Origin of the sequence: Streptomyces odontotermitis (genome assembly GCF_050510915.1) — a bacterium.
Classification (GTDB): domain Bacteria; phylum Actinomycetota; class Actinomycetes; order Streptomycetales; family Streptomycetaceae; genus Streptomyces.
This window is the reverse complement of sequence record NZ_JBNJLS010000007.1, coordinates 240,156-263,361: the sequence shown is the minus strand read 5'-3', so window position 1 is coordinate 263,361 and position 23,206 is coordinate 240,156. Positions and strand designations below refer to the sequence as shown.

The 23,206-nt window shown below is 71.9% G+C and carries 21 protein-coding genes and 2 pseudogenes; 12 read left to right on the top strand and 11 right to left on the bottom strand.

Annotated elements, in window-relative coordinates:
* Positions 1-18: 18 nt before the first annotated feature.
* On the top strand, positions 19-1,371 hold the full coding sequence (locus tag ACQB60_RS22130) for an ROK family transcriptional regulator (RefSeq protein ID WP_496927790.1): 1,353 nt from the start codon (positions 19-21) through the stop codon (positions 1,369-1,371).
* Here the strand turns inward: ACQB60_RS22130 and ACQB60_RS22125 are convergent.
* The 3 genes from ACQB60_RS22125 to ACQB60_RS22115 form a co-directional block, all read right to left on the bottom strand.
* Complete coding sequence (locus tag ACQB60_RS22125; protein WP_496927789.1) at positions 1,364-2,791, bottom strand: GH1 family beta-glucosidase; 1,428 nt, start codon at positions 2,789-2,791, stop codon at positions 1,364-1,366. The two genes, ACQB60_RS22130 and ACQB60_RS22125, sit on opposite strands and share 8 nt — an antisense overlap.
* 118 nt (positions 2,792-2,909) lie before the next feature.
* Complete coding sequence (locus ACQB60_RS22120) at positions 2,910-4,673, bottom strand: discoidin domain-containing protein (protein WP_496927788.1); 1,764 nt, start codon at positions 4,671-4,673, stop codon at positions 2,910-2,912.
* An 87-nt stretch (positions 4,674-4,760) separates the two neighbouring features.
* Positions 4,761-5,879: a DUF1996 domain-containing protein gene (locus tag ACQB60_RS22115; RefSeq protein ID WP_496927787.1), complete on the bottom strand. Its 1,119-nt coding sequence runs from the start codon at positions 5,877-5,879 to the stop codon at positions 4,761-4,763.
* A 387-nt stretch (positions 5,880-6,266) separates the two neighbouring features.
* On the opposite strand from ACQB60_RS22115, the gene ACQB60_RS22110 reads away from it, so the two are divergent.
* Positions 6,267-6,791 (top strand): hypothetical protein, encoded by a 525-nt coding sequence (locus ACQB60_RS22110; RefSeq protein ID WP_496927786.1) that lies wholly within the window; start codon positions 6,267-6,269, stop codon positions 6,789-6,791.
* A gap of 36 nt (positions 6,792-6,827) precedes the next feature.
* Here the strand turns inward: ACQB60_RS22110 and ACQB60_RS22105 are convergent, their stop codons facing one another.
* Both ACQB60_RS22105 and ACQB60_RS22100 read right to left on the bottom strand, forming a co-directional pair.
* A complete protein-coding gene (locus ACQB60_RS22105) occupies positions 6,828-8,057 on the bottom strand; it encodes an MFS transporter (RefSeq protein ID WP_496927785.1) in 1,230 nt (409 codons plus the stop codon).
* A gap of 103 nt (positions 8,058-8,160) precedes the next feature.
* Positions 8,161-8,940, bottom strand: a complete 780-nt coding sequence (locus tag ACQB60_RS22100) for a hypothetical protein (protein ID WP_496927784.1) — start codon at positions 8,938-8,940, stop codon at positions 8,161-8,163.
* 315 nt (positions 8,941-9,255) lie between these two features.
* On the opposite strand from ACQB60_RS22100, the pseudogene ACQB60_RS22095 reads away from it, so the two are divergent.
* Positions 9,256-10,950 (top strand): annotated as a pseudogene (locus ACQB60_RS22095) (RICIN domain-containing protein); the annotation flags it as partial.
* 57 nt (positions 10,951-11,007) lie between these two features.
* On the opposite strand, the gene ACQB60_RS22090 reads toward ACQB60_RS22095, so the two are convergent.
* Complete coding sequence (locus ACQB60_RS22090; RefSeq protein WP_496927783.1) at positions 11,008-11,790, bottom strand: aminoglycoside adenylyltransferase family protein; 783 nt, start codon at positions 11,788-11,790, stop codon at positions 11,008-11,010.
* A 221-nt stretch (positions 11,791-12,011) separates the two neighbouring features.
* Here ACQB60_RS22090 and ACQB60_RS22085 point away from each other — a divergent pair, with 221 nt between their 5' ends.
* Positions 12,012-12,977, top strand: coding sequence for a COG4315 family predicted lipoprotein (locus ACQB60_RS22085; RefSeq protein ID WP_496927782.1), 966 nt, complete (start codon positions 12,012-12,014; stop codon positions 12,975-12,977).
* A 13-nt stretch (positions 12,978-12,990) separates the two neighbouring features.
* Here ACQB60_RS22085 and gap read toward each other — a convergent pair whose 3' ends face one another.
* A complete protein-coding gene (gap, locus tag ACQB60_RS22080) occupies positions 12,991-13,998 on the bottom strand; it encodes a type I glyceraldehyde-3-phosphate dehydrogenase (RefSeq protein WP_496927781.1) in 1,008 nt (335 codons plus the stop codon).
* Between the two features lie 198 nt (positions 13,999-14,196).
* Between gap and ACQB60_RS22075 the strand changes: the two genes are divergently transcribed.
* Positions 14,197-14,625, top strand: coding sequence for a MarR family winged helix-turn-helix transcriptional regulator (locus ACQB60_RS22075; RefSeq protein ID WP_496927959.1), 429 nt, complete (start codon positions 14,197-14,199; stop codon positions 14,623-14,625).
* Positions 14,626-14,633: 8 nt separating this feature from the next.
* Here ACQB60_RS22075 and ACQB60_RS22070 read toward each other — a convergent pair whose 3' ends face one another.
* Positions 14,634-15,074: a MarR family winged helix-turn-helix transcriptional regulator gene (locus tag ACQB60_RS22070; RefSeq protein WP_496927780.1), complete on the bottom strand. Its 441-nt coding sequence runs from the start codon at positions 15,072-15,074 to the stop codon at positions 14,634-14,636.
* A gap of 162 nt (positions 15,075-15,236) precedes the next feature.
* Between ACQB60_RS22070 and ACQB60_RS22065 the strand changes: the two genes are divergently transcribed.
* The 3 genes from ACQB60_RS22065 (at position 15,237) to ACQB60_RS22055 (ending at position 17,956) form a co-directional block, all read left to right on the top strand.
* A complete protein-coding gene (locus ACQB60_RS22065; RefSeq protein WP_496927779.1) occupies positions 15,237-16,199 on the top strand; it encodes an MBL fold metallo-hydrolase in 963 nt (320 codons plus the stop codon).
* A 63-nt stretch (positions 16,200-16,262) separates the two neighbouring features.
* A complete protein-coding gene (locus ACQB60_RS22060) occupies positions 16,263-16,904 on the top strand; it encodes a LysE family translocator (protein WP_496927778.1) in 642 nt (213 codons plus the stop codon).
* A gap of 206 nt (positions 16,905-17,110) precedes the next feature.
* Positions 17,111-17,956, top strand: coding sequence for an aldo/keto reductase (locus tag ACQB60_RS22055; protein WP_496927777.1), 846 nt, complete (start codon positions 17,111-17,113; stop codon positions 17,954-17,956).
* A gap of 58 nt (positions 17,957-18,014) precedes the next feature.
* Here ACQB60_RS22055 and ACQB60_RS22050 read toward each other — a convergent pair whose 3' ends face one another.
* The gene (locus ACQB60_RS22050; RefSeq protein WP_496927776.1) at positions 18,015-20,144 is read right to left on the bottom strand and encodes a GTP-binding protein; all 2,130 of its coding nucleotides are present in this window, start codon (positions 20,142-20,144) and stop codon (positions 18,015-18,017) included.
* 131 nt (positions 20,145-20,275) lie between these two features.
* On the bottom strand, positions 20,276-20,848 hold the full coding sequence (locus ACQB60_RS22045) for a TetR/AcrR family transcriptional regulator (protein WP_496927775.1): 573 nt from the start codon (positions 20,846-20,848) through the stop codon (positions 20,276-20,278).
* A 269-nt stretch (positions 20,849-21,117) separates the two neighbouring features.
* On the opposite strand from ACQB60_RS22045, the pseudogene ACQB60_RS22040 reads away from it, so the two are divergent.
* From ACQB60_RS22040 to ACQB60_RS22025, 4 genes and pseudogenes are all read left to right on the top strand, one after another.
* Positions 21,118-21,291: pseudogene (locus tag ACQB60_RS22040) on the top strand (cupin domain-containing protein); the annotation flags it as partial.
* A gap of 120 nt (positions 21,292-21,411) precedes the next feature.
* Complete coding sequence (locus tag ACQB60_RS22035) at positions 21,412-21,816, top strand: cupin domain-containing protein (protein ID WP_496927958.1); 405 nt, start codon at positions 21,412-21,414, stop codon at positions 21,814-21,816.
* Between the two features lie 70 nt (positions 21,817-21,886).
* Complete coding sequence (locus ACQB60_RS22030) at positions 21,887-22,015, top strand: hypothetical protein (RefSeq protein WP_496927774.1); 129 nt, start codon at positions 21,887-21,889, stop codon at positions 22,013-22,015.
* Between the two features lie 14 nt (positions 22,016-22,029).
* Positions 22,030-22,437 (top strand): HAD domain-containing protein, encoded by a 408-nt coding sequence (locus ACQB60_RS22025; RefSeq protein ID WP_496927773.1) that lies wholly within the window; start codon positions 22,030-22,032, stop codon positions 22,435-22,437.
* A gap of 115 nt (positions 22,438-22,552) precedes the next feature.
* On the opposite strand, the gene ACQB60_RS22020 is transcribed toward ACQB60_RS22025, so the two are convergent.
* On the bottom strand, positions 22,553-23,056 hold the full coding sequence (locus ACQB60_RS22020; RefSeq protein ID WP_496927772.1) for a cupin domain-containing protein: 504 nt from the start codon (positions 23,054-23,056) through the stop codon (positions 22,553-22,555).
* Positions 23,057-23,206 lie beyond the last annotated feature (150 nt).

Below are 23,206 nucleotides of genomic sequence, written 5' to 3'. Positions count from 1 at the left end.
CGGGCGGGGAGGAGCCATATGACCGGGCGGCGGAACGGGCGCACGGTGCACGACCTGCGGCGGGAGAATCGCGCCGCGCTGTTGCAACAGTTGTATTTCAACGGCCCGATGAGCCGCCAGGAACTGGGCCCGGCCCTGGGGCTGAGTTCAGGATCCATCAGCAACGTCGCCGCCGAACTCGCCGCCGACGGCCTCGTCGAGGAGGCGGGCAGCGTCGGCTCCGTCGGCGGTCGCCCGCGCACGCTGCTGCGCATCTCCCCCGGATACGGGCAGCTGATCGGCGTCGACGTCGGCGAGACCCGCGTCCGCGTCGAGCTCCTCGACCTCTCCCTGACCGAACTCGCCCGCACAGAGCGCCCGTTGGTCCGCGCGGGCCACGCCGCCGCCGACATCGCCCGCTACATCGGCGAGGGCATCACCGAGGTCCTCGCGACGGCCGGGGCCGGGCCCGAGCGGCTGCTCGGCGTGGGCGTCGGCGTCCCCGGCATCGTCGCGCGCGACACCGAGAGCGACAGCGACGGCAGCAACGGAAGCAGCGGCGGCGGCAGCAAGGGCAACGGCGGCAGCAGCGGCGCCGTCGTGCACGGCCAGACCATCGGCTGGGACGCCGTCCCGCTGGAGTCCCTTCTGCGCGAGACCGTCCAACTCCCCGCCCACATCCCGTACTTCATCGACAACGGCGCCAAGACGCTCGGCCAGGCAGAGATGTGGTTCGGCGCCGGGCGCGGGGTGCGCAGCGCCGTCGTCGTGCTGTTCGGGTCCGGGGTCGGCGCGTGCGTGGTGGCGGGGGACGTGGCGCGCGGGCGGGCCGTCGAGTGGGGGCACCTCACCGTCCGGGTGCGCGGGCGGGCCTGCCGCTGCGGGGCGCTGGGCTGCCTGGAGGCGTACGCGGGCGCCGAGGCGCTCCTCGAACGGTGGCAGGAGGCGGGCGGCGGACTGCCACCGGGCGCCGGCGAGGAGGGCGCGCTCACGGCGATGCTGGCCGCCGCCTACCCGCAGGACGCGCGCGCGGCGGACCCCACGGCGCTCACCGTCCTGGAGGAGACCGCCGAGTACCTCGGCGCCGGGCTCGCCGACCTCATCAACCTGTTCCAGCCGGAGCGCATCCTCGTCGGCGGCTGGGCCGGGCTCCAGCTCGGCGAGCGCTTCCTCGCCTCGGTGCGCACCCACATCACGAAGTACGCCCTGACCTACCCGGCCGCGCGCGTCACCCTGGCCCTCGGCACGCTGGGCCCGGACGCGGTCACCGTCGGCGCGGCCATGCTGCCGCTCGCCGGCTTCTTCGCCCGCGGCGGCCACCGCCCCTCCCCCGCCCCCGAGACCCGGGTGCCCCCGTGGCGCACGGCCCTGGACGGCCGCGCCGTCACCTGACGCCGCCCGCGCCACCCGCCCCGCGCACCCGCAGCGCCGTGTCGCGCAGCCACAGCGCGCTGCGCTTGGGCGTGCGCGCCTGGGTGGCGTAGTCGACCCGGACCAGGCCGAAGCGCTGGCCGCGGCCGTAGGCCCACTCGAAGTTGTCGAGGAGCGACCAGGCGAAGTAGCCGCGCACATCCGCCCCTTGAGCCCATGCCTCGGCGACCGCCGCCAGGTGCGCGGCCAGATAGACGGTGCGCTCCCGGTCGTCGACGAAGCCGTCCTCGTCCGGCCGGTCCTCGTAGGCGGCGCCGCTCTCGGTGACGACGGTCGGGACGCCCGGATACTCACGGGCGATGCGCAGCAGGAGCTCGGTGAGGTCGTGCGGCATGACCTCCCAGCCGATGCCCGTCACGGGCAGCCCGCCGTGCGGCAGCCCCCGGGTCACCGGCGCGCCGTCAGCGCCGACGGCCGCCCCGTACGCGTCGACGCCCGAGAAGCGCATCGAGCGGTAGTAGTTGACGCCCAGTGTGTCGATGGGCTCGGCGATGACGTCGAGATCGCCGTCCCGCACGGGGATCTCGATGCCCCGGGCGGCCAGGTCGCGCAGCAGGTCTGCCGGGTAGCGGCCGCGCAGCACGGGGTCCAGGTAGCAGCGGAAGCCGAAGGCGTCGGCCCGGCGCGCGGCCTCCCGGTCCGCCTCCGAGTCGGTTGCCGGACGGCTGGTGCCGAGCAGGTGCGTGACGGCGATGTCCAGGGGGCGCCGGGCGGCGGCCCGCAGCCGCCGCACCGCGAGACCGTGCGCCAGGTGCAGATGGTGCACCGCGCGCACGCCGTCGGCGAGCGAGCGGCGGCCCGGCGCGTGGACGCCCTCCACGTAGCCGAGCACCGCGGAGCAGAAGGGTTCGTTGAGGGTCGTCCAGTGCGTGACGCGGTCGCCGAGGCGTGCGTGCACCAGCTCCGCGTAGTCCGCGAAGCGGCAGGCGGTGTCGCGGGCCGGCCAGCCCCCGGCGTCCTCCAGCTCCTGCGGCAGATCCCAGTGGTAGAGGGTGAGCCAGGGGGTGACGCCGCGGCCGAGCGTCTCGTCGACGAGCCGGTCGTAGAAGTCGAGACCGGCGGCGCCCGCGGGGCCGCGGCCGCCGGGCTGGACGCGCGGCCAGGCCACGGAGAAGCGGTACGTGTCCAGGCCCAGGTCCGCGAGGAGGCGTACGTCCGCGGGCATCCGGTGGTAGTGGTCGCACGCCACGTCGGCGGTGTCGCCGCCCTCGACCGCGCCGGGCACCCGGCAGAAGGTGTCCCAGATGGAGTCCGTGCGCCCGTCCTCGGCCGCCGCCCCCTCGATCTGGAAGGCCGAGGTGGCGGCGCCGAAGCGGAAGCCGGGCGGCAGCTGGTCGATGAGGGTGTCCGGGTGGGTGCGTTCACGTCCGGTCAGGGTCATGGGGGTTCGGGACCTCCGTGGGTCGGGGCGGGCTGCGGGACGGCGCGGGCGGCACCCCCGGTCGCTGAGGGTGCCGCCGTCAGGAACGGTCGCGGCAAGGCCAGTTGTGGACGGACGGTCAGCCGTAGACGCCGAACTCGTAGAGGGAGTAGCCCCATCCGGTGCCGCGCGCGGTGCCGTGGACGCGGACGTAGCGGCCGGTGCCGTTCGCGTCGAAGTCGTCGATGCCGCCGTTGCCGTCGGTCACCTCGTGGACGGTGCGCCAGGTCTGCCCGTCGTCGGAGGTCTGGATCGTGTACGCCTTCGCGTACGAGGTCTCCCAGTTGAGCTGGACGTGCCGGAACGACTGGCGGGAGCCGAGGTCGACCTGGAGCCACTGCGGGTCGCTCCAGTCGCTGGCCCACCGGGTGGTCGGCTTGCCGTCGACGGCGCCGGCCGCGGTGCACGGGCAGTCGCCGCCGCCCGCCTGGGAGGAGGAGGCCGTCGCGGTCTTGCCGAGCGCGAGGTCGGTGCCGTCGACGGGCGGCGCCACCACGCGCACCGACCGGGTCTCCACGCCCACGTTGCCCTTGCCGTCCGTCACCTTGACGTAGATCTTCCACACCCCGGTGCGGTCTGGCGCGGTCACCTTGAGGCGGCCGGAGCCCTGGTCGGTGAAGGGCAGGGGCTTCAGCTCCTTCGCCTTGTCGATGTACATGGAGTTGCCGAGGACCTCGTACGAGAGCACGTCGCCGTCCGGGTCGGTGACCTTGGCCGTGAGGGTGAGGTCACGGCCCGCGGGCACCTGCCCCGCGTCGCCGTCGACGCCCAACTCCGTGATGACCGGCGGGGTGTTGTCGTGCGCGGTGTCGGCGCCGTACGCCTTCTTCACGGCGTAGTACGACAGGCGCTTCTGGCCCGCGGGCAGCAGGTTGAACCAGACGCCCCCGAAGTCGCCCTCGGTGCCGTAGTGGAACATCGTCGCGCCGAGGGCGACGCCCTTGTGGCCGGTGACGCAGTTCCACGCCTTGGCGTAGCCCTCGGCCTTGGCGCGGTCGGTGGGTTCCTGGGGCACGCCGTTGGCGTCGTCGTCGACCTCCCACTCCCCCGCGGGGCCGGTCTCCGTGACGATGTACGGCTTGGTGTAACCCCCTTGCTCCCAGGTCGACTTGATGTCGCACACCGCCTTGTAGGAGTTCACGGCGTACAGGTCGAGGTCGGGCGCGTTCTTCTTGTAGTAGGGCCAGGCGCCGGTCCACGCGTCGGTGGACGTGACGGGGTGGTCGGGGTCGACGCTGTGGATCTTCTTCGCGATGTCGTTGACGAAGGTGGTGTAGGCATCGCGCTGCTTCTCCAACTCGGCGCCCGTGTAGCAGTTCTGCAGCCCGAGCACGGACTCGTTGCCGACGTTCCACATGAGGACGCCGGGGTTGCCCTTGTACGTCTGCACCCACTTGGGGAACTCGTCGAGCATCTTGTTCTTGTAGTCGGTGTCGGTCAGGTAGTTGACGCAGCCGCCGCTGCCGGGCCCGCCGCCGGGCTGCAGCCAGAAGCCCGCGATGACCTTGACGCCGTGGGCGGCCGCAGCGTCGAACAGCGGCTTGCTGGTGCCGTCGGTGCCCCACGTCCGGATGGTGTTCACGCCCATGGACCGGAGGTCGGGCAGGTACTTCTCGGCGTCGGCGACGGACGGGCCCCAGGTCAGCCCCTTGATCTCGTACGGCTTCCCGTCGACTGACAGCTGCCAGTCGCCTTGCGAACCGGTGACTTCGACGACGCTCCCCGCGGCGTGCGCCTGGGCCGCGGGCACGGACAGCGCTCCGGCTGCGAGGAGGCCCGCGGCGAGGGGGGCGGCGATGCGGCGTGGGGTGGTACGGCATGGGGTGGTACGGGGTCTGGTCATGGCGATGGGGGGTCCTTTGGGCGTACGGGAGTGAGTTGTACGGGTGGGGATGTGCGGGGCTGCCAGCCGACGGCTGACGGCTGACGGCTACCGAGGCGCGGACGAGCGCGGCAGCTCGTAGTTCTCGTCGAGTGCCGCGCCCGCCTCGGGGTGCGTCTCGTCGTAACCGCGCGCGTTGCACTGCAGTCCGCCGACGACGCAGTGGTCCACCAGCGCCTTGAGCGTCGCGTCGTCCCACGCGTTGAAGAAGTCGTAGTGGAACGAGTAGCTGGGGCCGCTGGCCAGTCTGACCTGGGAGAGGTCGCCGTTGACGGGGAAGGCCATCTTGAACTCGACCATCGGCAGGGCGACCGGGTGGTCGGCGGGGCAGATGTTGTCGTTCGTGCCCTGCTTCACGACGGGGTAGGCCATGTGGCTCTTGTGGTCGGGGGTGTCGAGATTCTTCCCGTCCCAGCAACTGGGCGCCTGGAAGCGGATGTTGACCTGGGTGTCCGGCGTGGTGGGACAGTCCTTGGGGAACTCCACGTTGAAGTAGCTCGTGCCGCACTCCCACCCCTCGACGAAGCCCGGGTGGTCGCGGAACTCCTGCGCGGACTGCAGGGGGCTCCCGACGACGAACCGGAGCCCCTTCGGGAAGGGCCGCACACTCGTGTAGTCGGTGACGCCGGCCTTGTAGTAGATGGTCTGGACGCCGACCGGGAGCACGGGCTTGTCGCCCTTGAACATCGTGGGCATCCAGTAACCCGACTTGTCACCGGGGGCCTTGCAGGTGGTGGAGCCCTTGTCGAGGGAGTCCACGGTGCTGTGGGCGTCGGTGGTCGTGTTGCCCATGAAGGTGTGGTCGTGGGACTTGCCCGGCTGCCCGGGATAGACGATGGGGTCGTCCGGCTTCGTGTGCGTCACCGCGCAGTTGGCCTGGAACTCGTGGAAGTAGCGGTGGGGCGGCTCCTTGACGGACGGCTCGACGCCGGTGACCGGATCGGGCGCCGGAACGTAGCCGTCGCCGTCGGCGTCGTCCGCGGCGGCGACCGTGGAGGGCGCCATGGTGTGGCCCTGGTGCGTTGTGTGCGCCGTACCGTTCGGCGCCGAACTCACGCTGCCGGGCGCGGCGTTGGCGCTCATCGCCATCCCGCCCACACCGAGCGAGGTGACCAGCAGCGCGCCGGTGATCAGGAACCCTGAGAAGGTCTTCGGTCTCCGTGCCATGGAAGTCTCCTGGCAAGTCGGAACGGACTGAGGGGGGTTGCTGGAGAGCGCTCTCCCAACTCGGAGTGTTCCGGCCCTGGCACGACCGTGTCAATACGAAGTGAACGCACTGCTACGCCTTTTGACGGCGCGTCATGCTCAGACACCTCTCACTGAGCGGCGCCGAAAGGGAGACCGCTCTCCCGTCGCGCCACTCGTTCACTTCCTGAAACCGGGCGGAGGCCAGCCCGGCACAGGGGGGGGGTACCTGGGGATGCCTTGGGAACGCCTCGGGAACGCCTCGGGAGCGCCTCGGGAACGCCTCGGGAACGCCTGGGGGAAAACCCGTACGCGATCCGATGGCTACCCCCCTGGGATCAAGGGAGCCACGCTGGTTCGCTGTGGGGCATGGCTACCGCACAGCGCCGCGAGGCGCACCGCACCACCACTCCCTCCGTCGCTTCCCGGCTCATGGGCAGGCCCGCATGGCGGGAGGCGGGGAAGGGACTTGCGCTCCTTCCCGCGTCCGTCCGGAGGCTGGGATCCGGGCACGGACCGGCGGGCGCGCCCCGCAGAGGTCTCGCGGTGCGCGTCGGCTGCGGGATCCTACTGGGCCTCTTCGCCTGGACCCTCGCACTGCTCGCGGGCCAGGCCACGGTGAACGGGCTGCTGTATCCCCTGGTGGACGCGCACGACTACCAGCACTCGTGGGGAGGACCCACGCTCGTGGGCGCGTGGATCGTGCACGCCCTGGTCGCGGTGCCCGTGGTGGTGGCGGCGCTCGGGATCCTGCGCGGACTCGTCGCCGTCGACCGGGTCAACGGGCTTGCAGCATACGGGAGTCGGCGCCGCTGGTGGCCGGTGCCGGTCTCCCTGGTGCTCGCGGTCCTCGCCGTGCTGCTCCTCAACGCCTGGGTGCATCAGGTCCGGTGAGCGCGGGCGCGCCGCCGGACGGGTCGGTGAAGAAGGTCAGCCGTCGCTGTCCGCACGGACGTTGCGCATCCGCCCGTACGCGTACACGCAGCCGGCCAGCGCGAGGTCGGACAGGAGCATGAAGCCGATCGAGTACGAGTCCTTGGCGCTGTAGATCGCGCCCATGACCAGCGGCGGGACGAAGCCGCCGAGGCCGCCCACCGCGCCCACGATGCCGGTGACGCTGCCGACCTGGCGCTGCGGGGTGACCTGGGAGACCAGCGCGAAGACGCTGCCGCTCGCGGTGCCGAGCCCGGCGGCCATGACCAGGAGCGAGATCGTGCCGACCGGGTTCAGGCCCGGGTCGAATGCCTGGACGATGGCGAGCAGGGCGACCACGGCGAGGGCGGCCGCTGTCACGAGGGCGGGGTGGATGCGGTCCGAGAGCCAGCCGCCGATGGGCCGGAACACCACGGTGACCAGGGCGAACCCGGCCGCCTTGGTGCCGGCGTCGGTGGGCGAGAGCGCGTACCAGGTCTTGAGGTAGGTGGGCAGATAGACGCCGAACGCGACGATCCCGCCGAAGCCGATCGCATACAGGACGGACAGCTCCCACGTCACGCGCAGCCGCCCGGCCTGGCCGAGCCGGGTGCCGAGCGAGGCGGTGGGCACCGGCCGGTCGGGGCGGTCGGTGATGAGGAGGGCGCCGAGCACGGCGAACGCGGCGAGCGCGACGGCCACCACCAGGAACGGGAGGTTGTCGCCGTGCTTGGCGATGCGCGGCGTGAAGTAGCCGGAGAGCGCGACGCCGCCCATGCCCATGCCGAAGACGCCGAGGGCGAGGCCGCGCTTGGCGGGCGGGAACCAGGAGTTGACCAGCGGGATGCCGATCGCGAACGTGGTGCCGCCGAGCCCCAGGAAGAACCCGACGACCAGCATCAGCGGGTAGCTGTTCTTGACCGGGATCAGCAGCAGGACGGGGACGATGGTGAGCGCCGCCACGACCGGGAACATCAGCCGGGCGCCGTAGCGGTCGGTGAGCGCGCCCACCGGGACCCGGCCCAGGGAGCCGACGATCACGGGCACGGCGACCAGCAGCGACTGCTGGAAGGAGCTGAGCCCGAGCCGGTCCTTGTAGTCCGTGGCCAGCGGGGCGATCAGGTCCCAGGCCCAGAACGTGAGCGCGAAGCCGATCGTCGCCACCACCAGGTTGCGGTAGGCGGCGCCGGAGGGCGCGGCGGCCGGGGCCGGCGGGGCGCTCGCAGTTGCGGTTTCGGGGGCATCCACACCCCCACCGTAGGGACGGCGGGGTGCCCCGGCGCGCGGCGCTGCCCCGTACGGATGACCCGGGCGGGACCGCCCGCCCGGGCCGGGTGGGCGGTCGCGCGGGTCAGGAGACGAAGCCGCGGGTCACGTGCGTGCCCGAACCGTCGTTCTCCGCGTGGTAGTTGGACTCGCCCACGCAGTCGCTGTACTCGTAGTTGGCCCGCGAGGTGCCGCCGAGCCCGCCCGCGTCGGTGCTTGTGGGTCCGCCGAAGACGGCGTCCGACCTGGGCATCTGTGCGCAGCTGGGGATCCCCGCGTAGTACTCGACGAAGCCTCCCTGGGAGCCGCGGAGGTTTCCGCTGCCCGAGGGGAGCGTCCACGTACCCAGGTGGGTCTCCTTGCCGGTGACCGTGTCGCGTGCCGTGCCGGTCCAGGTGTCGCTGCCGCTGCGCTGGACGCGGAGGTCGTAGCGGTGGCCGTAGACCGCGTCGAAGTCGACGGCACAGGTGACGCCGGGGCCGCCGTCGGCGCCCTCGTGGCAGAGCGGGTCGGTGGTGGTGGAGCCCGCGACGAAGCTGGAGAAGCGGGCGGACAGGCGCTCGTGGCCGCCGCTGTCCGGGCGGGGCTGGAGGCCGGTGTAGCCGACGTCGGGCGCGCCGGTGAAGCCGAACTGCTGGGCGAAGTAGATGCCGCTCTGGTGGGCCGTGGCCTTGTTGACGGTCAGGGGGAAGGTGATGTTGCTCAGGCCCGCGGCCGGGGTGTTGCCGATGGACCAGCTGACGGACACGTTGCCGCCGCCGACGGACGCGGAGGCCGCGGCCGGGGAGGTCACCGCAAGGAGACCGGCGGCCGCGACCGCGAAGCCGTGACGGAGCAGGGATCTGCGGGAGCTACGTACTGACATGGGGGTTCTCCTCTGATTCGCGCTACGTGTGGGGGTCTCGCTGCGTGCGGAGGAGCGGACGGAACTCGCGGCCCGCCGCGGGGGAAGACGGGGAAGGTGCGGCGGGCGCGGACAGCATGATGGCCGCGGGACGCCCGCCCGGTCGACGGCACGCGCACGGCGGGGCCCCAAAAGTCCATCGGGCCCGCGCGGAAGTCCATGTCGGCGCGGGGCGGGCGGGGGCACGCTGCTGCGCGGCGGTTCCTGTCGTCCCGTGCCGTCGGGGCGGCGGGAACTGCCCTCCACTCCCCCCACCCGTCCGACCCTGGAGCTGCCGTGGCCCGCTTCCGAAGAGTCGTCCCGTCCCTCGCCGCCGTGGCACTGGCCCTGACCGGCGGAGCGCTGGCCCAGGCCGCGCCCGCCTCCACGCCGCAGGCCGACCGCGCGGGCGGGGCCGCCCCCGGATACACCGTCTCGGTCGGCTCGACGGGCAGCTACGCCCACCCCACCGACACCCCGGCGAGCCCGTACACCGACAAGGACGGCACGTTCTACTTCCAGCAGTCCGCCGCGCTCTACGGCAAGGACGACCCGCGCTACTGGGACTTCTTCACCGGCAAGGACTTCGACGACGCCAAGCGGTCGAGCGCGATCAGTGACGCGGTGAACCCCGCGAACGACAAGGACCGCAACAACGACACGACGTGGCGCTGCAACAACAGCCCCACCGGTCTCAAGGCGACGGCGGCGCCCGCCGGTTCGGGCTACGCGCAGAAGAACTACTGCGACCTGTCCGGGGTCTGGGTCGATCCGGACTCCGGTGACTGGTACGGCCTGGTCCACAACGAGTTCACGCCGCAGCCCTTCGGCGACGGCATCCACTACGACGCGATCGACTACGCGGTCTCCACGGACCAGGGCAGGACGTGGACCGTCAAGGACCACGTGATCACGTCCCCGTACAGCACGAAGCGCGGCGACACCGGGCAGTTCCCGCACGAGACGTACTCGTACGGGGACGGCGACCAGCGGCTCTTCGTCGACGCGGCCTCCGGCTACTTCTACGTGTACTACGGCTCGCGGATCGTGGCGAAGGGCGGCAACTGGGAGGACAGCCTCGCCCATGTGGCCCGCGCGCCGATCGCGAAGAAGATGGCGCCGGACTCGTGGGAGAAGTGGTACGACGGCGCCTGGTCGCAGCCCGGTGTGGGCGGCAAGGAGAGCAACATGGTCCCGGCGAACGAGCCGGGCGACACGGGCTACACCCCGGTCGAGGGCGACTACGACCCCGCGAACCCGGGCAGTGTCGCCCAGCAGATCGCGGCGGGCGAACTCCCCCCGAAGTCACCGCTGTTCGTCATGAACATCGCCTACGACGCCTACCTCGGCCAGTACATCGGCGCACCGGAGACCGTGAACGGCAAGGCGCCGCAGCAGTACTACGTGACGGACGACCTCTCCACGCAGAAGTGGCGCCTGGCGGGTGACACGGGCAGCTACACCTCGAACTCCTGGTACCGCTGGTTCCTGGACGGCGCGAACAAGACGAACTCCACGATCGTCGGCAAGACGTTCCGTTCGTACTGCTCGATCGAGTGCGCCCACGGGGACGGCGAGTACGCGAACATCACGATCGACAAGGCGGGGGCCACGGGCGGGGGCGCGAAGCCCGCTTTCGACCCGGCAAAGACGTACCGGATCGGCAGCGGCGCCGGACGGACCCTCGCCAGGTCCTGGTCCTTCAAACCCAACGGCGACGGCTCGTACCGGATCGCCGACGCCGTGAGCGGAAAGCTCCTCGGGGTCGACGGCCGGTCGAAGGCGGGCCGGGCCTGGGGCGCGAAGACGGCGCTCACGGCGGCACCGTCGGGCGGCCCGACGGTGGGACAGCAGTGGTTCGTCATCCCCACCACCGACGCGAAGGGCCACGCGACGGGCCGGTACCGCCTGGTGAACCGCTACAGCGGCCTGGCACTCGGGCTCACGTCGGACCGCGGCACGGTGACGGCCGAGACGGGACCCGTGCGGTCGTCGTCGGCGCAGACATTGACGGTGACTGCGACGCGGTGAGGCGTTGAGGTCAGGAACTCAAGGGGACGTATCGGTTCCTCTTGAAGTCCTGACGATCTCCGCGAGCACCGCGTCCACGTGCGGGCCGACCTGTTCCCGCTGTTCCGTGCTCCACCTCTCTTCGCTGTAGCGGTAGTTGAGGTAGAGGTCCCTGGCGTGCTCCAGGACGGGGCGGTGTTCCGGGGGCAGGTGGGCGAGGGCCCAGTCGGCCGCGGCGTCCTTCGTCCGGATCTCGCCGGTGGCGAGGGTGGTCCAGATGCGCGCGAGGGTGAGTACGACGTTGCGGGTGTCGTCGTCGACGTCGCCGAGCAGGTCCGGGATGCCCGCCACGGCGGCCTGTACCACGTCCTCGTGCGGCACGGGGTCCAGGACGTGGACCGGGGGCGGGCCGCTGAGCGCGTGGCCGCCGGAGAGCACCGTCGTGAGCAGCAGGGCCAGGTCCGGCATCGGCTCCCTGCGCGGGACCTCGCCCGCCTCGTACTGCGCGCGCAGCCACTCCCCGTAGAGGAAGTCGGCGGTCGGCGGGTAGCGCCAGGGGCGGACGTCGGACTGGACGACGACGATGAGTTCGACGGGGCGGAGGCCGCCCTGCGCGCCCGCGCCGGAGAGGGGCAGCAGCCCGTCGAGCAGCGCCTTCCGCTCCTGGCCGGCGAGGGGTCGCCGCGTGACCGTCAGGACGTCGATGTCGCTGGCCGGTCTGAGTCCGGCGCCCAGGACGGCGGATCCGTGGAGATACGTGCCGATGGCCGTGGGCCCCAGCGCGCGCTCCACCAGGGCCACGATCTCCCGCACTTGATCCATCGCCCCAGCATGGTTCACGGGGTGACCTGGCCGCACCTGCGTTTCCGCCCACCCGGCTCCGGGACGCCTCCGCACCCAAGAGGTCAACTCCCGGACTTCATCACTCATTAGACAATGTCTCGGTTTGGTCTCGGTCTCGAACGGCCTGAGGATCCCGGCGCCCTCCCCTCGTACTCCGGCTTCGAAAGCTCCCAACCGGCTTACGACTCAAGGAGATTGCGATGCGCAGCACCTCTCGTTCGACCACCACCCTGCTGGCCGCCGCCGCGGCGGCGGGTGTCCTGGCACTGTCCGCGTGCGGCAGCGGCGGGTCCGACGACAAGGCCGACTCCGCACCGTCGTCACCGTCCACCTCGTCCCCGGCTCCGGGCGGGCAGGGCAAGAACGGCTCGATGGACCTGAGTCTGAAGTCCGGCACCGCGCGGCAGAACGACGCCCCGAAGAAGACCGGCGACTGGGCCAACGCCCCCGGCAAGCCCGCCGCCCAGCCGGTCCAGCGCTCCTGGGTCCAGCTCTCCGCGGGCCGGGCCGGCGACCTCGACCCCGTCGTGGTCAACGGCTCCGGTTTCACGCTCTACCGCTTCGACAAGGACACCGCCTCCCCCTCCAGGTCCAACTGCAACGGCGCCTGCGCCACCACCTGGCCCCCGGTCCTGGTGAACCCGGGCGGCAAGATCTTCGTCGACGGCGTCAGGCCCCAGGACGTCGGCGTGATCACCCGCGCGGACGGCACCCACCAGGTCACCGTCGGCGGCTGGCCCGTCTACCGCTTCAGCAAGGACCTCAAGCCCGGCGACACCAACGGCCAGGGCGTGGGCGGCACATGGTTCGGCGTCACGCCCGACGGCAAGAAGTCGGGGCAGCAGGGCGGCGGCACGACCGGGGGCGGGCAGCAGGGCGGCGGCACGACCGGGGGCGGGCAACAGGGCGGCGGCACCCCGGCCACCAGCGCCGTCCTCTTCGATGACGCCAACTTCTCCGACAACGGCCCCTCCCAGGGCGTCGCCGGTCCGGGCTGCCAGAACCTCGCCCGCCCGAAGGTGACCTCGTCGCTCACCGCCGACGGCTCCCTGAAGATCTGGTCCGGGCCCCACTGCACCGGCGAGTCCAAGGTCGTGGGCGGCGACGTCCCCGATCTGGCCGCCGTCGGCTTCGACAACAAGATCAGCTCCGTGAAGTTCGGCTGACGCGGTGAACCGGCTACAGCGACGCGCCGACCATCAGGGCCAGGTCGATGAGCCGGTTCGAGTAGCCCCACTCGTTGTCGTACCAGCCGACGACCTTGACCTGCGGGCCGAGGACGCGGGTGAGTTCGGCGTCGAAGACGCACGATGCGGGGTCGCCCGCGATGTCCGTGCTGACCAGGGGCGCCTCGGTGTAGGAGAGGAGCCCCTGGTACGGACCCGCGGCGGCCTTCGCGTACGCCTCCTTGACCTCCTCGACGGTGGTACGGCGGCTCGTCGTGACCGTCAGGTCGGTGACCGAGCCGGTGGGCACGGGCACGCGGAGCGCGAACGCGTCGAGGCGGCCCTGGAGTTCGGGCAGGACCAGGCCGATGGCCTTGGCGGCGCCGCTGGAGGTGGGCGCGATGTTGAGGGCGGCGGCGCGGGCGCGGCGCAGGTCCTTGTGCGGGGCGTCCTGGAGGTTCTGGTCCTGGGTGTAGGCGTGGACGGTGGTCATCATGCCGGAGTCGATGCCGACGGCCTCGTGCAGCACCTTGGCCAGGACGCCCAGGCAGTTGGTCGTGCAGGAGGCGTTGGAGATGATCGTGTGCCGCTCCGGGTCGTACGCGTCCTCGTTCACGCCGAGCACGACCGTGACGTCCTCGCCGCTGGCCGGGGCGGCGATGATGACTTTCTTCGCGCCGCCCCGGTCGACGTGGGCGCGGGCCCGCGCGGCGTCCGTGAAGATGCCGGTGGACTCGATGACGACGTCCACGCCCAGGTCGCCCCACGGCAGCGCGCCCGGGTCGCGCTCGGCGAGGACCCGGACGGTGACCTCCCCGACGCGGATCCCGTCGGGACCGGCCACCACCTCGCCCGGGAAGCGGCCCAGGACCGAGTCGTAGGCGAGGAGATGGGCCATCGTCGCCACGTCCCCGAGGTCGTTGACCGCGACGATCTCCAGGTCCGCGCCCCGGGCGGCCGCCGCCCGCAGGACGTTGCGGCCGATCCGCCCGAAGCCGTTGATGCCAATGCGCACAGTCATGGGTCTGTCTCCTCGCGTCGACGGTTCGTCCCCCGCGAGAACAGCATAAGCAACTTATATAAATTCGCGCGCTACATTTTCGGCGTGAACGAACCCAACGCACCCACGGGCGCCGAGGACCAGAATCTGGGCCAGAGCCAGAGCCAGAGCCAGAGCCAGGGCCAGGGCCAGGAGCAGGAGCAGGGCCTCGACCCTGATCTGGACCTCAACGCCTTCACCGCCGCCGTCGAGAACTTCAACCGCTTCTACATCCGGCTGCCCGTCCTGGAGAAGCACCCGTTCACGACGCTGTCGGTCCTCGACACCCTCGCGTTCGCCGGGCGCCCGCTGCGGCTGACGGAGCTGACCAGGACCGAGCAGGTCAGTCAGCCCGGCATCACCCAGCTGGTCACGCGGCTGGAGCGCGAGGGACTCCTGGAGCGCCGCCCCGACCCGAGCGACGGGCGCGCCGTCCTCGTCCACATCACCGAGGCGGGACGGCGGATCGGCCGGTCCCGGCACGCGGACCGCACGCGCCATCTCGCCCCGCTCGTGGATCAGTTGACGCCCGAGGAGCGCCGCGCACTCAAGGACGCACTGCCCGCCCTGACCCGGCTCGCGGAACTCGGGCGGAACAGCCAGGACTAGGGCCCGCCTCAGGGTCGGACGACCGCGCGCTCCAACAGCCCCTGGAGCGTGCGCTGTTCGTCCTGGGTGAGCCCGGCAAGCGGGGAGTCCTGGGTCAGGAAGCCGAGGAGGCGCTCGCGGAGCTCCGCGCCCTCGTCGGTGAGGATCAGCTGCTTGGCGCGCCGGTCGGTGGGGTGCGGGTGACGCTCGATCAGCGACTGCTTCTCCAGCTTGTCCACGACGAACGTCGCGTTCGACGGCTCGCAGCTCATGCGCTCCGCGAGCTCGCGCATGGTCATGGGGCCGGTGAGCTCGCGCAGCGCGGTCGCCTGGGGCGCGGTGAGCCCGAGCGTCGCGGCGCGCACGCGCACGTGCTCCGCGATCTGGTGCGCCATCCCGTTGACCAGGCCGCACAGTTCCCGCTCGGCGACCGCCGACGACTCCCGCCGCCGCGACTCCCGGTTCGTCATGGGCCCAGCCTAACAAATGCATCGAGCTCACATATTGCAAGCTTGAATGATTCGAGCTTGATGCATATGGTGGTGCAGCCGCCACGGGCCAACACCCCTGCGACGTACGGCGCTTCGCCCTGCCGTACGGCATCGCGTCCCACTTCGAGAGGACCGAACCCCATGAGTGCGCTCAACTCCCCCAGCTCCGCCCCGCAGCACGCCGACCGCCTCCGGCGCCCCGGCACGATGCGCTCGCTGACGCTCGGCGAGACCACCGTGACGTACGTGCCGGACGGCGCCGTGCAGCTCTCGCCGCGCGGCTGGCTCCCGGCCACCACCGACGAGGTGTGGCGGGACCACCCCGAGTACCTCGATGACACCGGCAACCTCGTGGCCGGTGTCGGCGGGCTCCTGGTGGAGCGTGGCGACCGGGCACTCCTGATCGACGCCGGGTTCGGGCCGCAGTCCTTCCCGGCCGAGCCCGGCAACGCGCACGGCGCCATCCACGGCGGGGCGCTCGTCGACAACCTCGCCCTCCTCGGCCGCGCACCGGAGGACGTCGAGGCGGTCGCCTTCACGCATCTGCACATCGACCACATCGGCTGGGCCTGGCACCCCGCCCCCGGCAGCGACCGCCCCGTGTTCACACGCGCCGACTACCTGGTGACCGAACCGGAGTGGACGCAACGCGACGTCCTGGAGTCGCACGGCACCGGAAAGGACCTGCTCGACGCGATGGCGCCGCAGGTCAGGACCGTCACGGACGGCGAGGAGATATTCCCCGACGTACGCGTGGAGTTCGTGCCCGGCCACACCCCCGGGCACGCGGCCTACGTCATCGCCTCGGGCGGGCGGCGCCTGATCGCCTTCGGTGACGCCCTGCACTCGCCGATCCAGGTCGGCCACCCCGAGTGGTCCGCCGCCCCCGACCACGACTCCGCGCAGTCCGCGGACTTCCGCCGCCGGCTCGTCGCCGAGCTCCAGGAGCCGGACACGATCGGTTTCGGCATCCACTTCGCGGACGTGGCCTTCGGTCGCGTACGAGCGGAGGGGGCCGAGGGGGCGGAGCGGGACCGGCTCTCCTGGCAGCCCGTCGAGACCGGGACCCCCGCCACCGCCACCCGACGCGGCCACGGCATCTGACGCGGCCCGACGGCGGCGAAAAGCAGTGTCGGCCCGCTCCGGCCGCGTGCTTGCATGGCGCGCATGATGACTGCCGACCGGCTGCTCGCCTTCGCCGCCATGTCGTTCCTCCTGATCGTCGTTCCCGGCCCCAGCGTCCTGTTCGTGATCGGCCGCGCCCTCGCGCAGGGCCGCCGGGCCGCCCTCACCACCGTGGCGGGCAACACGCTCGGCGCGTACGTCCTCGTGGTGGCGGTGGCACTCGGCGTCGGCACCGTGGTGGAGCGCTCGGTGCTCGTCTTCACCGCGCTGAAGCTCGTGGGCGCCGCGTACCTGGTGTACCTGGGCGTCAGGGCGCTCCGGCGGCGCGGCGCGCTGCGGGAGGCGTTCGCCGCCGACGGGGGCGAGGCGCGGGGCGGCCTGCGCACCCTCTGGGAGGGGTTCGCGGTCGGCGTGGCCAACCCGAAGACGATCGTGTTCTTCGCCGCCGTACTGCCGCAGTTCGTCGACCGCGAGCAGGGGCACGTCGCGGCGCAGATGCTGCTGCTCGGCCTGGTCTTCAACCTCATCGCGATCGCCTCGGACAGCGTGTGGGGCCTGGCGGCGGCCGGCGCACGCACCTGGTTCGCGCGCTCGCCGCGACGGCTCGCGGCGGTCGGCGGAGCGGGCGGGCTCGCGATGATCGGGCTCGGGGTGACCGTGGCGGCGACGGGGCGGAAGGACTAGGACCCCCTTCCCGCCCTCCATCCCTGCTCCCGCCCCTACTCCTTCTTCTGCCCCTGCCCCTGCCCCTGCCCCGGAGGGTCCGCGCCCGCGCTCCCCCCGATACCCCCGCTTGCGTTTATACCGCGTGCGCAATTATTGTTGACGCTCGTAAGGCTCCCCTGCAACAGGGGTGTGCCGCACGCATCGACGCAAGGAACACGCACGACATGACCCCCTCCACCTCCCCGGCCCCGGCCGTCCCCACCGTCACGCTCAACAACGGCGTCGAGATCCCCCAGCTCGGCTTCGGCGTCTTTCAGGTTCCCGACGACGAGACCACCGCCGCCGTCACCTCCGCCCTGGAGGCCGGCTACCGCTCCCTGGACACCGCCGCCATCTACGGCAACGAGGCGGGCGTGGGCCGCGCCGTCGCCGACTCCGGGCTCGCCCGCGAGGACCTGTTCATCACCACGAAGGTGTGGAACACCGACCAGGGCTACGACGCCACCCTCGCCGCCTTCGACGCCAGCCTGGCCAAGCTCGGCCTCGACTACGTGGACCTGTACCTGATCCACTGGCCGACCCCTGCCCGCGACCTCTACCTCGACACGTGGCGGGCCCTGGAGAAGCTGGCCGCCGACGGGCGCGTCCGGGCCGCCGGTGTCTCCAACTTCCAGCCCGCACACCTGCGCCGCCTGGTCGACGAGAGCGCGCTGGTCCCTGCCGTCAACCAGATCGAGCTGCACCCGGGCCTCCAGCAGAGCGAACTCCGCTCCCTGCACGCCGAGTTGGGCATCGCCACCGAGGCGTGGAGCCCGCTCGCGCAGGGTGCGCTGCTCGGCGAGGACGCGATCGCCCGGATCGCCGAGCGGCACCAGAAGTCGCCCGCCCAGGTGGTGCTGCGCTGGCACCTCCAGCTCGGCACCGTCGTGATCCCGAAGTCCGTCACCCCGGCCCGCATCCGGGAGAACATCGACGTCTTCGACTTCACGCTCGCGGACGACGAGATGGCCGCCATCGCCGCGCTCGACCGCGGCCTGCGCACGGGCCCGGACCCCGACACCCTCAACTGAGGCCCTGCGAGCCGTCGTTCGAGGCCCCGTGCGGGGCGCCGCCGCACCCTGAGCGGCGTCAGCGCACCCGCCGCGCCACCCGCAGCAGATACTCCTTCCGGTTCAGCGGATCGTGATCCGTGCGCGGGCGGCGCGGCGCCGGGCCGCGCACCGGCCGATGGTGGTCGAAGGCGCTCTCCCACAGGCCCTCGCCCCGGGTCAGGCCCGGCAGCTGCTGCTCCAGGGCGTGCACCCGCGCCGCCGGGATGTCGCCCTCCAACAGGCAGACCGCACCGCGCAGTTCCTGGCCGCGCGGCACCCCGCCGAGGCGCACCACGGCCGACATCACCGGGCTGAACGCGTCGGCCGGCGCCTCGACGCCGAAGCGGTGCATCGGCTCGTACACCGTGGTCCCCGCCTCCTTCAGCGCGCTCATCAGGACCAGCGGGGTCAGCTGCCGGAAGTCGCGGGCCGTGCTCGACATGCTCTTGTCGAAGACGGCGTGGGAGTGGCTCTGCCGGGGCCAGTACCCCGAGTGCGTCATCGTCACGGTGCAGTCGGTGACCTGCCAGCCATGCAGCCCCTGGGCCAGGGTCTCCCTGACCGTGTCCTCGACCGCCTTGAAGAACGCGTAGGGCATGGAGCCGAGTTCGACCTCCAGGCGGAACCGCACGCCGCTGCCGTGCGGTGCCGGATCGACGCGCAGACCGACCGTCCCGAGGAACGGTTCGAGATCCTTCTCGTATCCCGCGCCCGTGCCCCGGGGCCGCTCGACACAGATCGTCGTCGTCTCGCGGAAGGTCACCGCCACGCCGAACTCCTCGGCGAGGGTGGCCTGGACGACCTCCTTCTGCACCTCTCCGTAGAGCGAGACGGACACTTCGTCGCGCACGTCGTCCTGGCGCAGGCCGATCAGCGGGTCCTGCTCGGCGAGCTGGGTGAGGGCGAGGTGCAGCGCGCCCCTGTCGGCGGGGCTCCGCCGCACGACGACCGTCTCCAGGGTCGGCGGCGCGAACTGCGGTCCGGCCATCCGTGCCCCCGCGCGCCCCGCCGCCTCACCGATGACGTCGCCGATCCGCACGCCGCCCAGTCCCCGGAGCGCCCCGATCTGTCCGGCCCTGACGACGTCGCGCCGCTCGCGCGTGCCGTCGGCGAAGACGTCGATGCCCGTGACCTTGTCCTCGCGCATACCTGTGCGCTCGTGCATACCTGCGCCCTCGCACATACCTGTGGGGTCGCACGTCCCGGCAGCCTCCTGCGTCCCTGCGGCTTCGCGCGTCCCTGCATGCCCGTCCTCGCCGACCGGCCCGAAGGGCAGCACGTCGCGCACCGCGACCGAGCCGGAGAACAGCCGGGCGTAGGCGATCTTCTCGCCCGCGGGGCCGCGTTCGACCTTGAACACCGTGCCCGCGACCGGGCCGTCCGGGTCACCCTCGGCCCCCGGCAGGAACTCCCTGACCCCCGCGACGAGTTGGGCCACGCCCGCGCCGGTGATGGCCGAGCCGAAGTACACCGGGTGCGCCTGCGCCCGCGCGCTCTGCACCGCGAGGGCGGCACGCAGCCGCTCGTACGAGAGGGTGGCGGCGTCCTCGACGTAGGCGGCGAGCAGTTCGTCGTCGCGGTCGGCGAGCACCTCGGTCAGGCGCGTGGTGAAGGCCGGATCGGCGGCGGTGTGCGGGAGGGTGGCGGCACCGCGCGTCCCGGGCGCGGTCACACCGCCCATGGGGACGGCCGCGGGCGTCAGCTTGCGCGCGATCTCGTCCAGCAGCGTCCCGTACTGCGCTCCGCGGCGATCGATCTTGTTCACGAACAGCAACGTGGGAATGCGGAGCCGCCGCAGCGTGCGCATCAGGACGCGGGTCTGCGCCTGGACGCCCTCGACGGCCGAGACGACGAGCACGGCGCCGTCGAGCACGCCGAGGACCCGCTCCACCTCGGCGATGAAGTCCGGGTGGCCGGGGGTGTCGATGAGGTTGACCGTCATGCCGTCCAGCACGAAGGAGACGACAGCGGACTTGATGGTGATGCCGCGCTGCCGCTCCAGCGCCAGGGAGTCGGTCTGGGTGCTGCCGTCGTCGACGCTGCCGATCTCGTCGATGACTCCGGCGGAGTGCAGCAGCCGCTCGGTCAGGCTGGTCTTACCGGCGTCGACGTGCGCCAGGATCCCCAGGTTCAGGGTGCGCGGGGTGGAGGAGTGCGTGAAGTGCACGGGGCGTCATGTCCTTTGGGTGGATGGCCATTCCCTTCGGGTGGGACATGAACGCTCGGCGCATGCGGACTCCTCGGTCGCTCGGCTGTTTCCACGAGTAAAGAACTCAGGACGCGCCGGACGCAACCGATTTACGGCCTGCCCGCCCCGGGGTCGAGGCCCGCCATCTGGAAGTCGACGAACCGCTTCCAGTCGCCCCAGTCCGCACGCGCGACCGCCGCCAGGGCGCCCACGATCATGTAGAGGTCCTCGACGGTCACGTCGGGGCGCACGGTGCCGTCACCTCTCCCCCGCTCCAGCAGTTCGGCACCCAACTCCCGCAGCTCGGAACCGACTTGCCCGCTCGGCGCCGTGTTGCCCAGGGCCGCCTCGATGGACCGGGAGAGCGCGCGGCCGTCCTCGTGCACCTGCCCGATGTGCGACAAGAACCGCTTCACTCCCTCCCGGGCGTCGGGCGCGGACAGGCACTCCGCGCGCGCGAACGCCAGGATCTCGGTGAAGCGGGCCTCGGCGACCGCCTCGATGAGGGCCTGGCGGGTGGGGAAGTGCCGGTAGACGGTGCCGACGCCGACTCCCGCGCTCTTGGCCACCTCGGCCATCTGCACCTCGTCGCCGCGTTCGGCGAAGAGTGCGCTCGCCGCTTCCAGGACGCGGGCGCGGTTGCGGCCGGCGTCGGCGCGGGGGCGACGGGACGGGGTTGACATACGGGTTCGGCCCTCTCCATAGTCTTTTCCGGAATCGGATTCCGCTTCCACATCTGCTTCCGGAAGGATACCTCTTGTCCACGGACCGCTTCATTCTGCTGGCCCCCGGTGCGTCCCGCCCGGAGTCGGGCCCCGACTCCGGCCCGCTCCCGTCCTCCCTCACGACCTCCCTCACGGTCAAGGCGACCACCGCCGATACGCAGGGCCGCTTCTCGCTCCACGAGCACCACGAGCACTATGACCACCATGAGCACTATGAGCGCCACGCCATGGACGTCGCAGCGCTCCAACTCCACGACGGAGCAGATGAGTTCGTCTATGTCATCGCCGGGGAGCTGAACCTCGACGCGGACGGCGCCACGCACCTGCTCACCGCCGGAATGACCGCGCTGCTCCCCCGGGAGGCGTCCCGTCGCACGCTGCGTCCGCACGGGCCGGAGCCGCTGCACGCGCTGCAACTGTCGGCACCCGCCACACCCGCGACGCCACCCACCGACGCGTCGCGAACGAAGAGGAGCGGGCGCCCCCTCGTCCTCGCCCCGGGTGCCGCGCGCCCCGGCCGCATCCCGGTGCCGCCCGCCTTCTCGGTCAAGGCCCGCACGACCGACACCGAAGGCCGCTTCTCGCTCCTCGAGGTGGTCGTGGCCCAGCCCATCCCCCAGCATGTGCACCATCAGGCGGACGAGGCGATCTACGTGCTCGACGGCGAGCTGACCGTGGAGTTCGACGGCACCGCGCACACCGCCGCCGCGGGCCAGTTCGTGCTGCTGCCGCACGGCGTCCCGCACGCCCTGCGCCCCGGCTCCACGCGCCCGCCGAAGGTGCTCCAGATCTCCGCGCCCGGCGGCTGGGAGTACTTCGTCGAGGACCTGATCGAGGCGCGGGCCCAGGTGAGCAGCGGTGGGGCGCTGGACGCGGCGCGGCTGAATCCGATCGCCGCCAAGTACGGGATCACGTACGAGGTATGACACCACGTCACGTGAAGCCTTCGACTGCCACCCCCACGCACCCGCGCTCGGGGAGCGCGCCTGGCCCGGCGTGACCGTCTTCGCCCGGCTCGCGCTCACGGCCGGGTTCCTGTCGGCGGTCGCCGACCGGTTCGGCCTCGATGTTCTTCCTCTCCGCCTACGAGGAGATCTGGAGCACTGCTGGTCGCGCTCGCGCTGACCTAGGCTGCGACCATGATCGGTTCAGCGCGGCGCCCCCTCCTCCCCCGGATCGACCCCGCCCTCGGCCCCCGGCTCCTCGCCCTCCCCTGCGACCTGGTCTGGGCGACGACCTGGCTCGACGAGGCCAACAAGGCCGTGGGGCCCCGGCTGGGACTCCCGGAACTGCCCGTGCTCGACTGGCCGGACGGACCGGACGGACCGAGCGGCCTGCACTGGAAGACCCGGGCCATCGTCGAGTGGGCCGGCGGGCGTGACCTCGTCTGGGCCGACGACGAGATCGCGGACGCCGACCGGGAGTGGATCGCGGCCCACCACCCGGGGCGCGCGCTGCTGCGGCGCGTGGATCCCCGACGGGGGCTCACCGACGCGGACTTCACGGCGATCGAGATGTGGTGTCAGGGCCGGACGGGACGGCCCTGAGACACCATCAACGGCTCGGGCACGCCGCTCTCGCAGAAGCGCATCCAGCCGATGCGTACGGAGCCGTCGTGATCTCGTACATGTCAGACATCGCGCCACCGTAGCGACGCCCCCGTCACCGCCACTCAGCCGCCCCGTCGAAGTGCACGTCGAACGTGTCGTGCAAGCCGTCCATGCTGGACCAGTCCGCCTCGCCGCGCGCGATGCGGCCCAACTGGCGGAAGTAGGCGAAGCGTTCGATGCCCGGGGTGAGGACGGCGAAGAACTCTGCCGGGGTGCCGGGGGCGGCACCGAAGGCGTGCACGGTCCCGGGTGGGACGACGACGAGTCCGCCCGCCGCGACGGGGGTCAGGCTGCCGTCCAGGAGGAACTCCATCGTGCCGGTGAGCACGTAGAAGAGTTCGGTCGACAGGCGGTGGTGGTGCGGGCGGGTGCCGTCCGCTCCGGCCGGCAGGGTGAGGCGGTTGGCGCCCAGGAGGCCGCCGGTCTCGCGGCTGTCCTCCAGGAGCTGGAAGAGGCCGCCGCCGGGGAGCGGCACGGTCTCCGCGTCGCGCCCCTGGACGACGAGGGCGGCGGCGCGGCCCTTCTGGTCCTGTGGTGATGACTGCTTCGTGTTCATGGCGTGCTCCAGGTGTTCTGCGCGTCATACAGGCTCGGCGTGCCTCGGGGTACACGCTCGGCGCGCATCGGGCTGAAGCACCAGTCGACCGCGGGAACACCCCGCGACCAAGAAGCAGTTGATGTTCCCAGGCATCACCGGAGGTGATCA

What these genes read in the sequence shown, in the direction of transcription:
- ACQB60_RS22130 (WP_496927790.1), top strand. Translation starts at nt 19, where the DNA reads ATGACCGGGCGGCGGAACGGGCGCACGGTGCACGACCTGCGGCGGGAG.
- ACQB60_RS22125 (WP_496927789.1), bottom strand. Translation starts at nt 2,791, where the DNA reads ATGACCCTGACCGGACGTGAACGCACCCACCCGGACACCCTCATCGAC.
- ACQB60_RS22120 (WP_496927788.1), bottom strand. Translation starts at nt 4,673, where the DNA reads ATGACCAGACCCCGTACCACCCCATGCCGTACCACCCCACGCCGCATC.
- ACQB60_RS22115 (WP_496927787.1), bottom strand. Translation starts at nt 5,879, where the DNA reads ATGGCACGGAGACCGAAGACCTTCTCAGGGTTCCTGATCACCGGCGCG.
- ACQB60_RS22110 (WP_496927786.1), top strand. Translation starts at nt 6,267, where the DNA reads ATGGCTACCGCACAGCGCCGCGAGGCGCACCGCACCACCACTCCCTCC.
- ACQB60_RS22100 (WP_496927784.1), bottom strand. Translation starts at nt 8,940, where the DNA reads ATGTCAGTACGTAGCTCCCGCAGATCCCTGCTCCGTCACGGCTTCGCG.
- ACQB60_RS22090 (WP_496927783.1), bottom strand. Translation starts at nt 11,790, where the DNA reads ATGGATCAAGTGCGGGAGATCGTGGCCCTGGTGGAGCGCGCGCTGGGG.
- ACQB60_RS22085 (WP_496927782.1), top strand. Translation starts at nt 12,012, where the DNA reads ATGCGCAGCACCTCTCGTTCGACCACCACCCTGCTGGCCGCCGCCGCG.
- gap (WP_496927781.1), bottom strand. Translation starts at nt 13,998, where the DNA reads ATGACTGTGCGCATTGGCATCAACGGCTTCGGGCGGATCGGCCGCAAC.
- ACQB60_RS22070 (WP_496927780.1), bottom strand. Translation starts at nt 15,074, where the DNA reads ATGACGAACCGGGAGTCGCGGCGGCGGGAGTCGTCGGCGGTCGCCGAG.
- ACQB60_RS22065 (WP_496927779.1), top strand. Translation starts at nt 15,237, where the DNA reads ATGAGTGCGCTCAACTCCCCCAGCTCCGCCCCGCAGCACGCCGACCGC.
- ACQB60_RS22060 (WP_496927778.1), top strand. Translation starts at nt 16,263, where the DNA reads ATGATGACTGCCGACCGGCTGCTCGCCTTCGCCGCCATGTCGTTCCTC.
- ACQB60_RS22055 (WP_496927777.1), top strand. Translation starts at nt 17,111, where the DNA reads ATGACCCCCTCCACCTCCCCGGCCCCGGCCGTCCCCACCGTCACGCTC.
- ACQB60_RS22045 (WP_496927775.1), bottom strand. Translation starts at nt 20,848, where the DNA reads ATGTCAACCCCGTCCCGTCGCCCCCGCGCCGACGCCGGCCGCAACCGC.
- ACQB60_RS22025 (WP_496927773.1), top strand. Translation starts at nt 22,030, where the DNA reads ATGATCGGTTCAGCGCGGCGCCCCCTCCTCCCCCGGATCGACCCCGCC.
- ACQB60_RS22020 (WP_496927772.1), bottom strand. Translation starts at nt 23,056, where the DNA reads ATGAACACGAAGCAGTCATCACCACAGGACCAGAAGGGCCGCGCCGCC.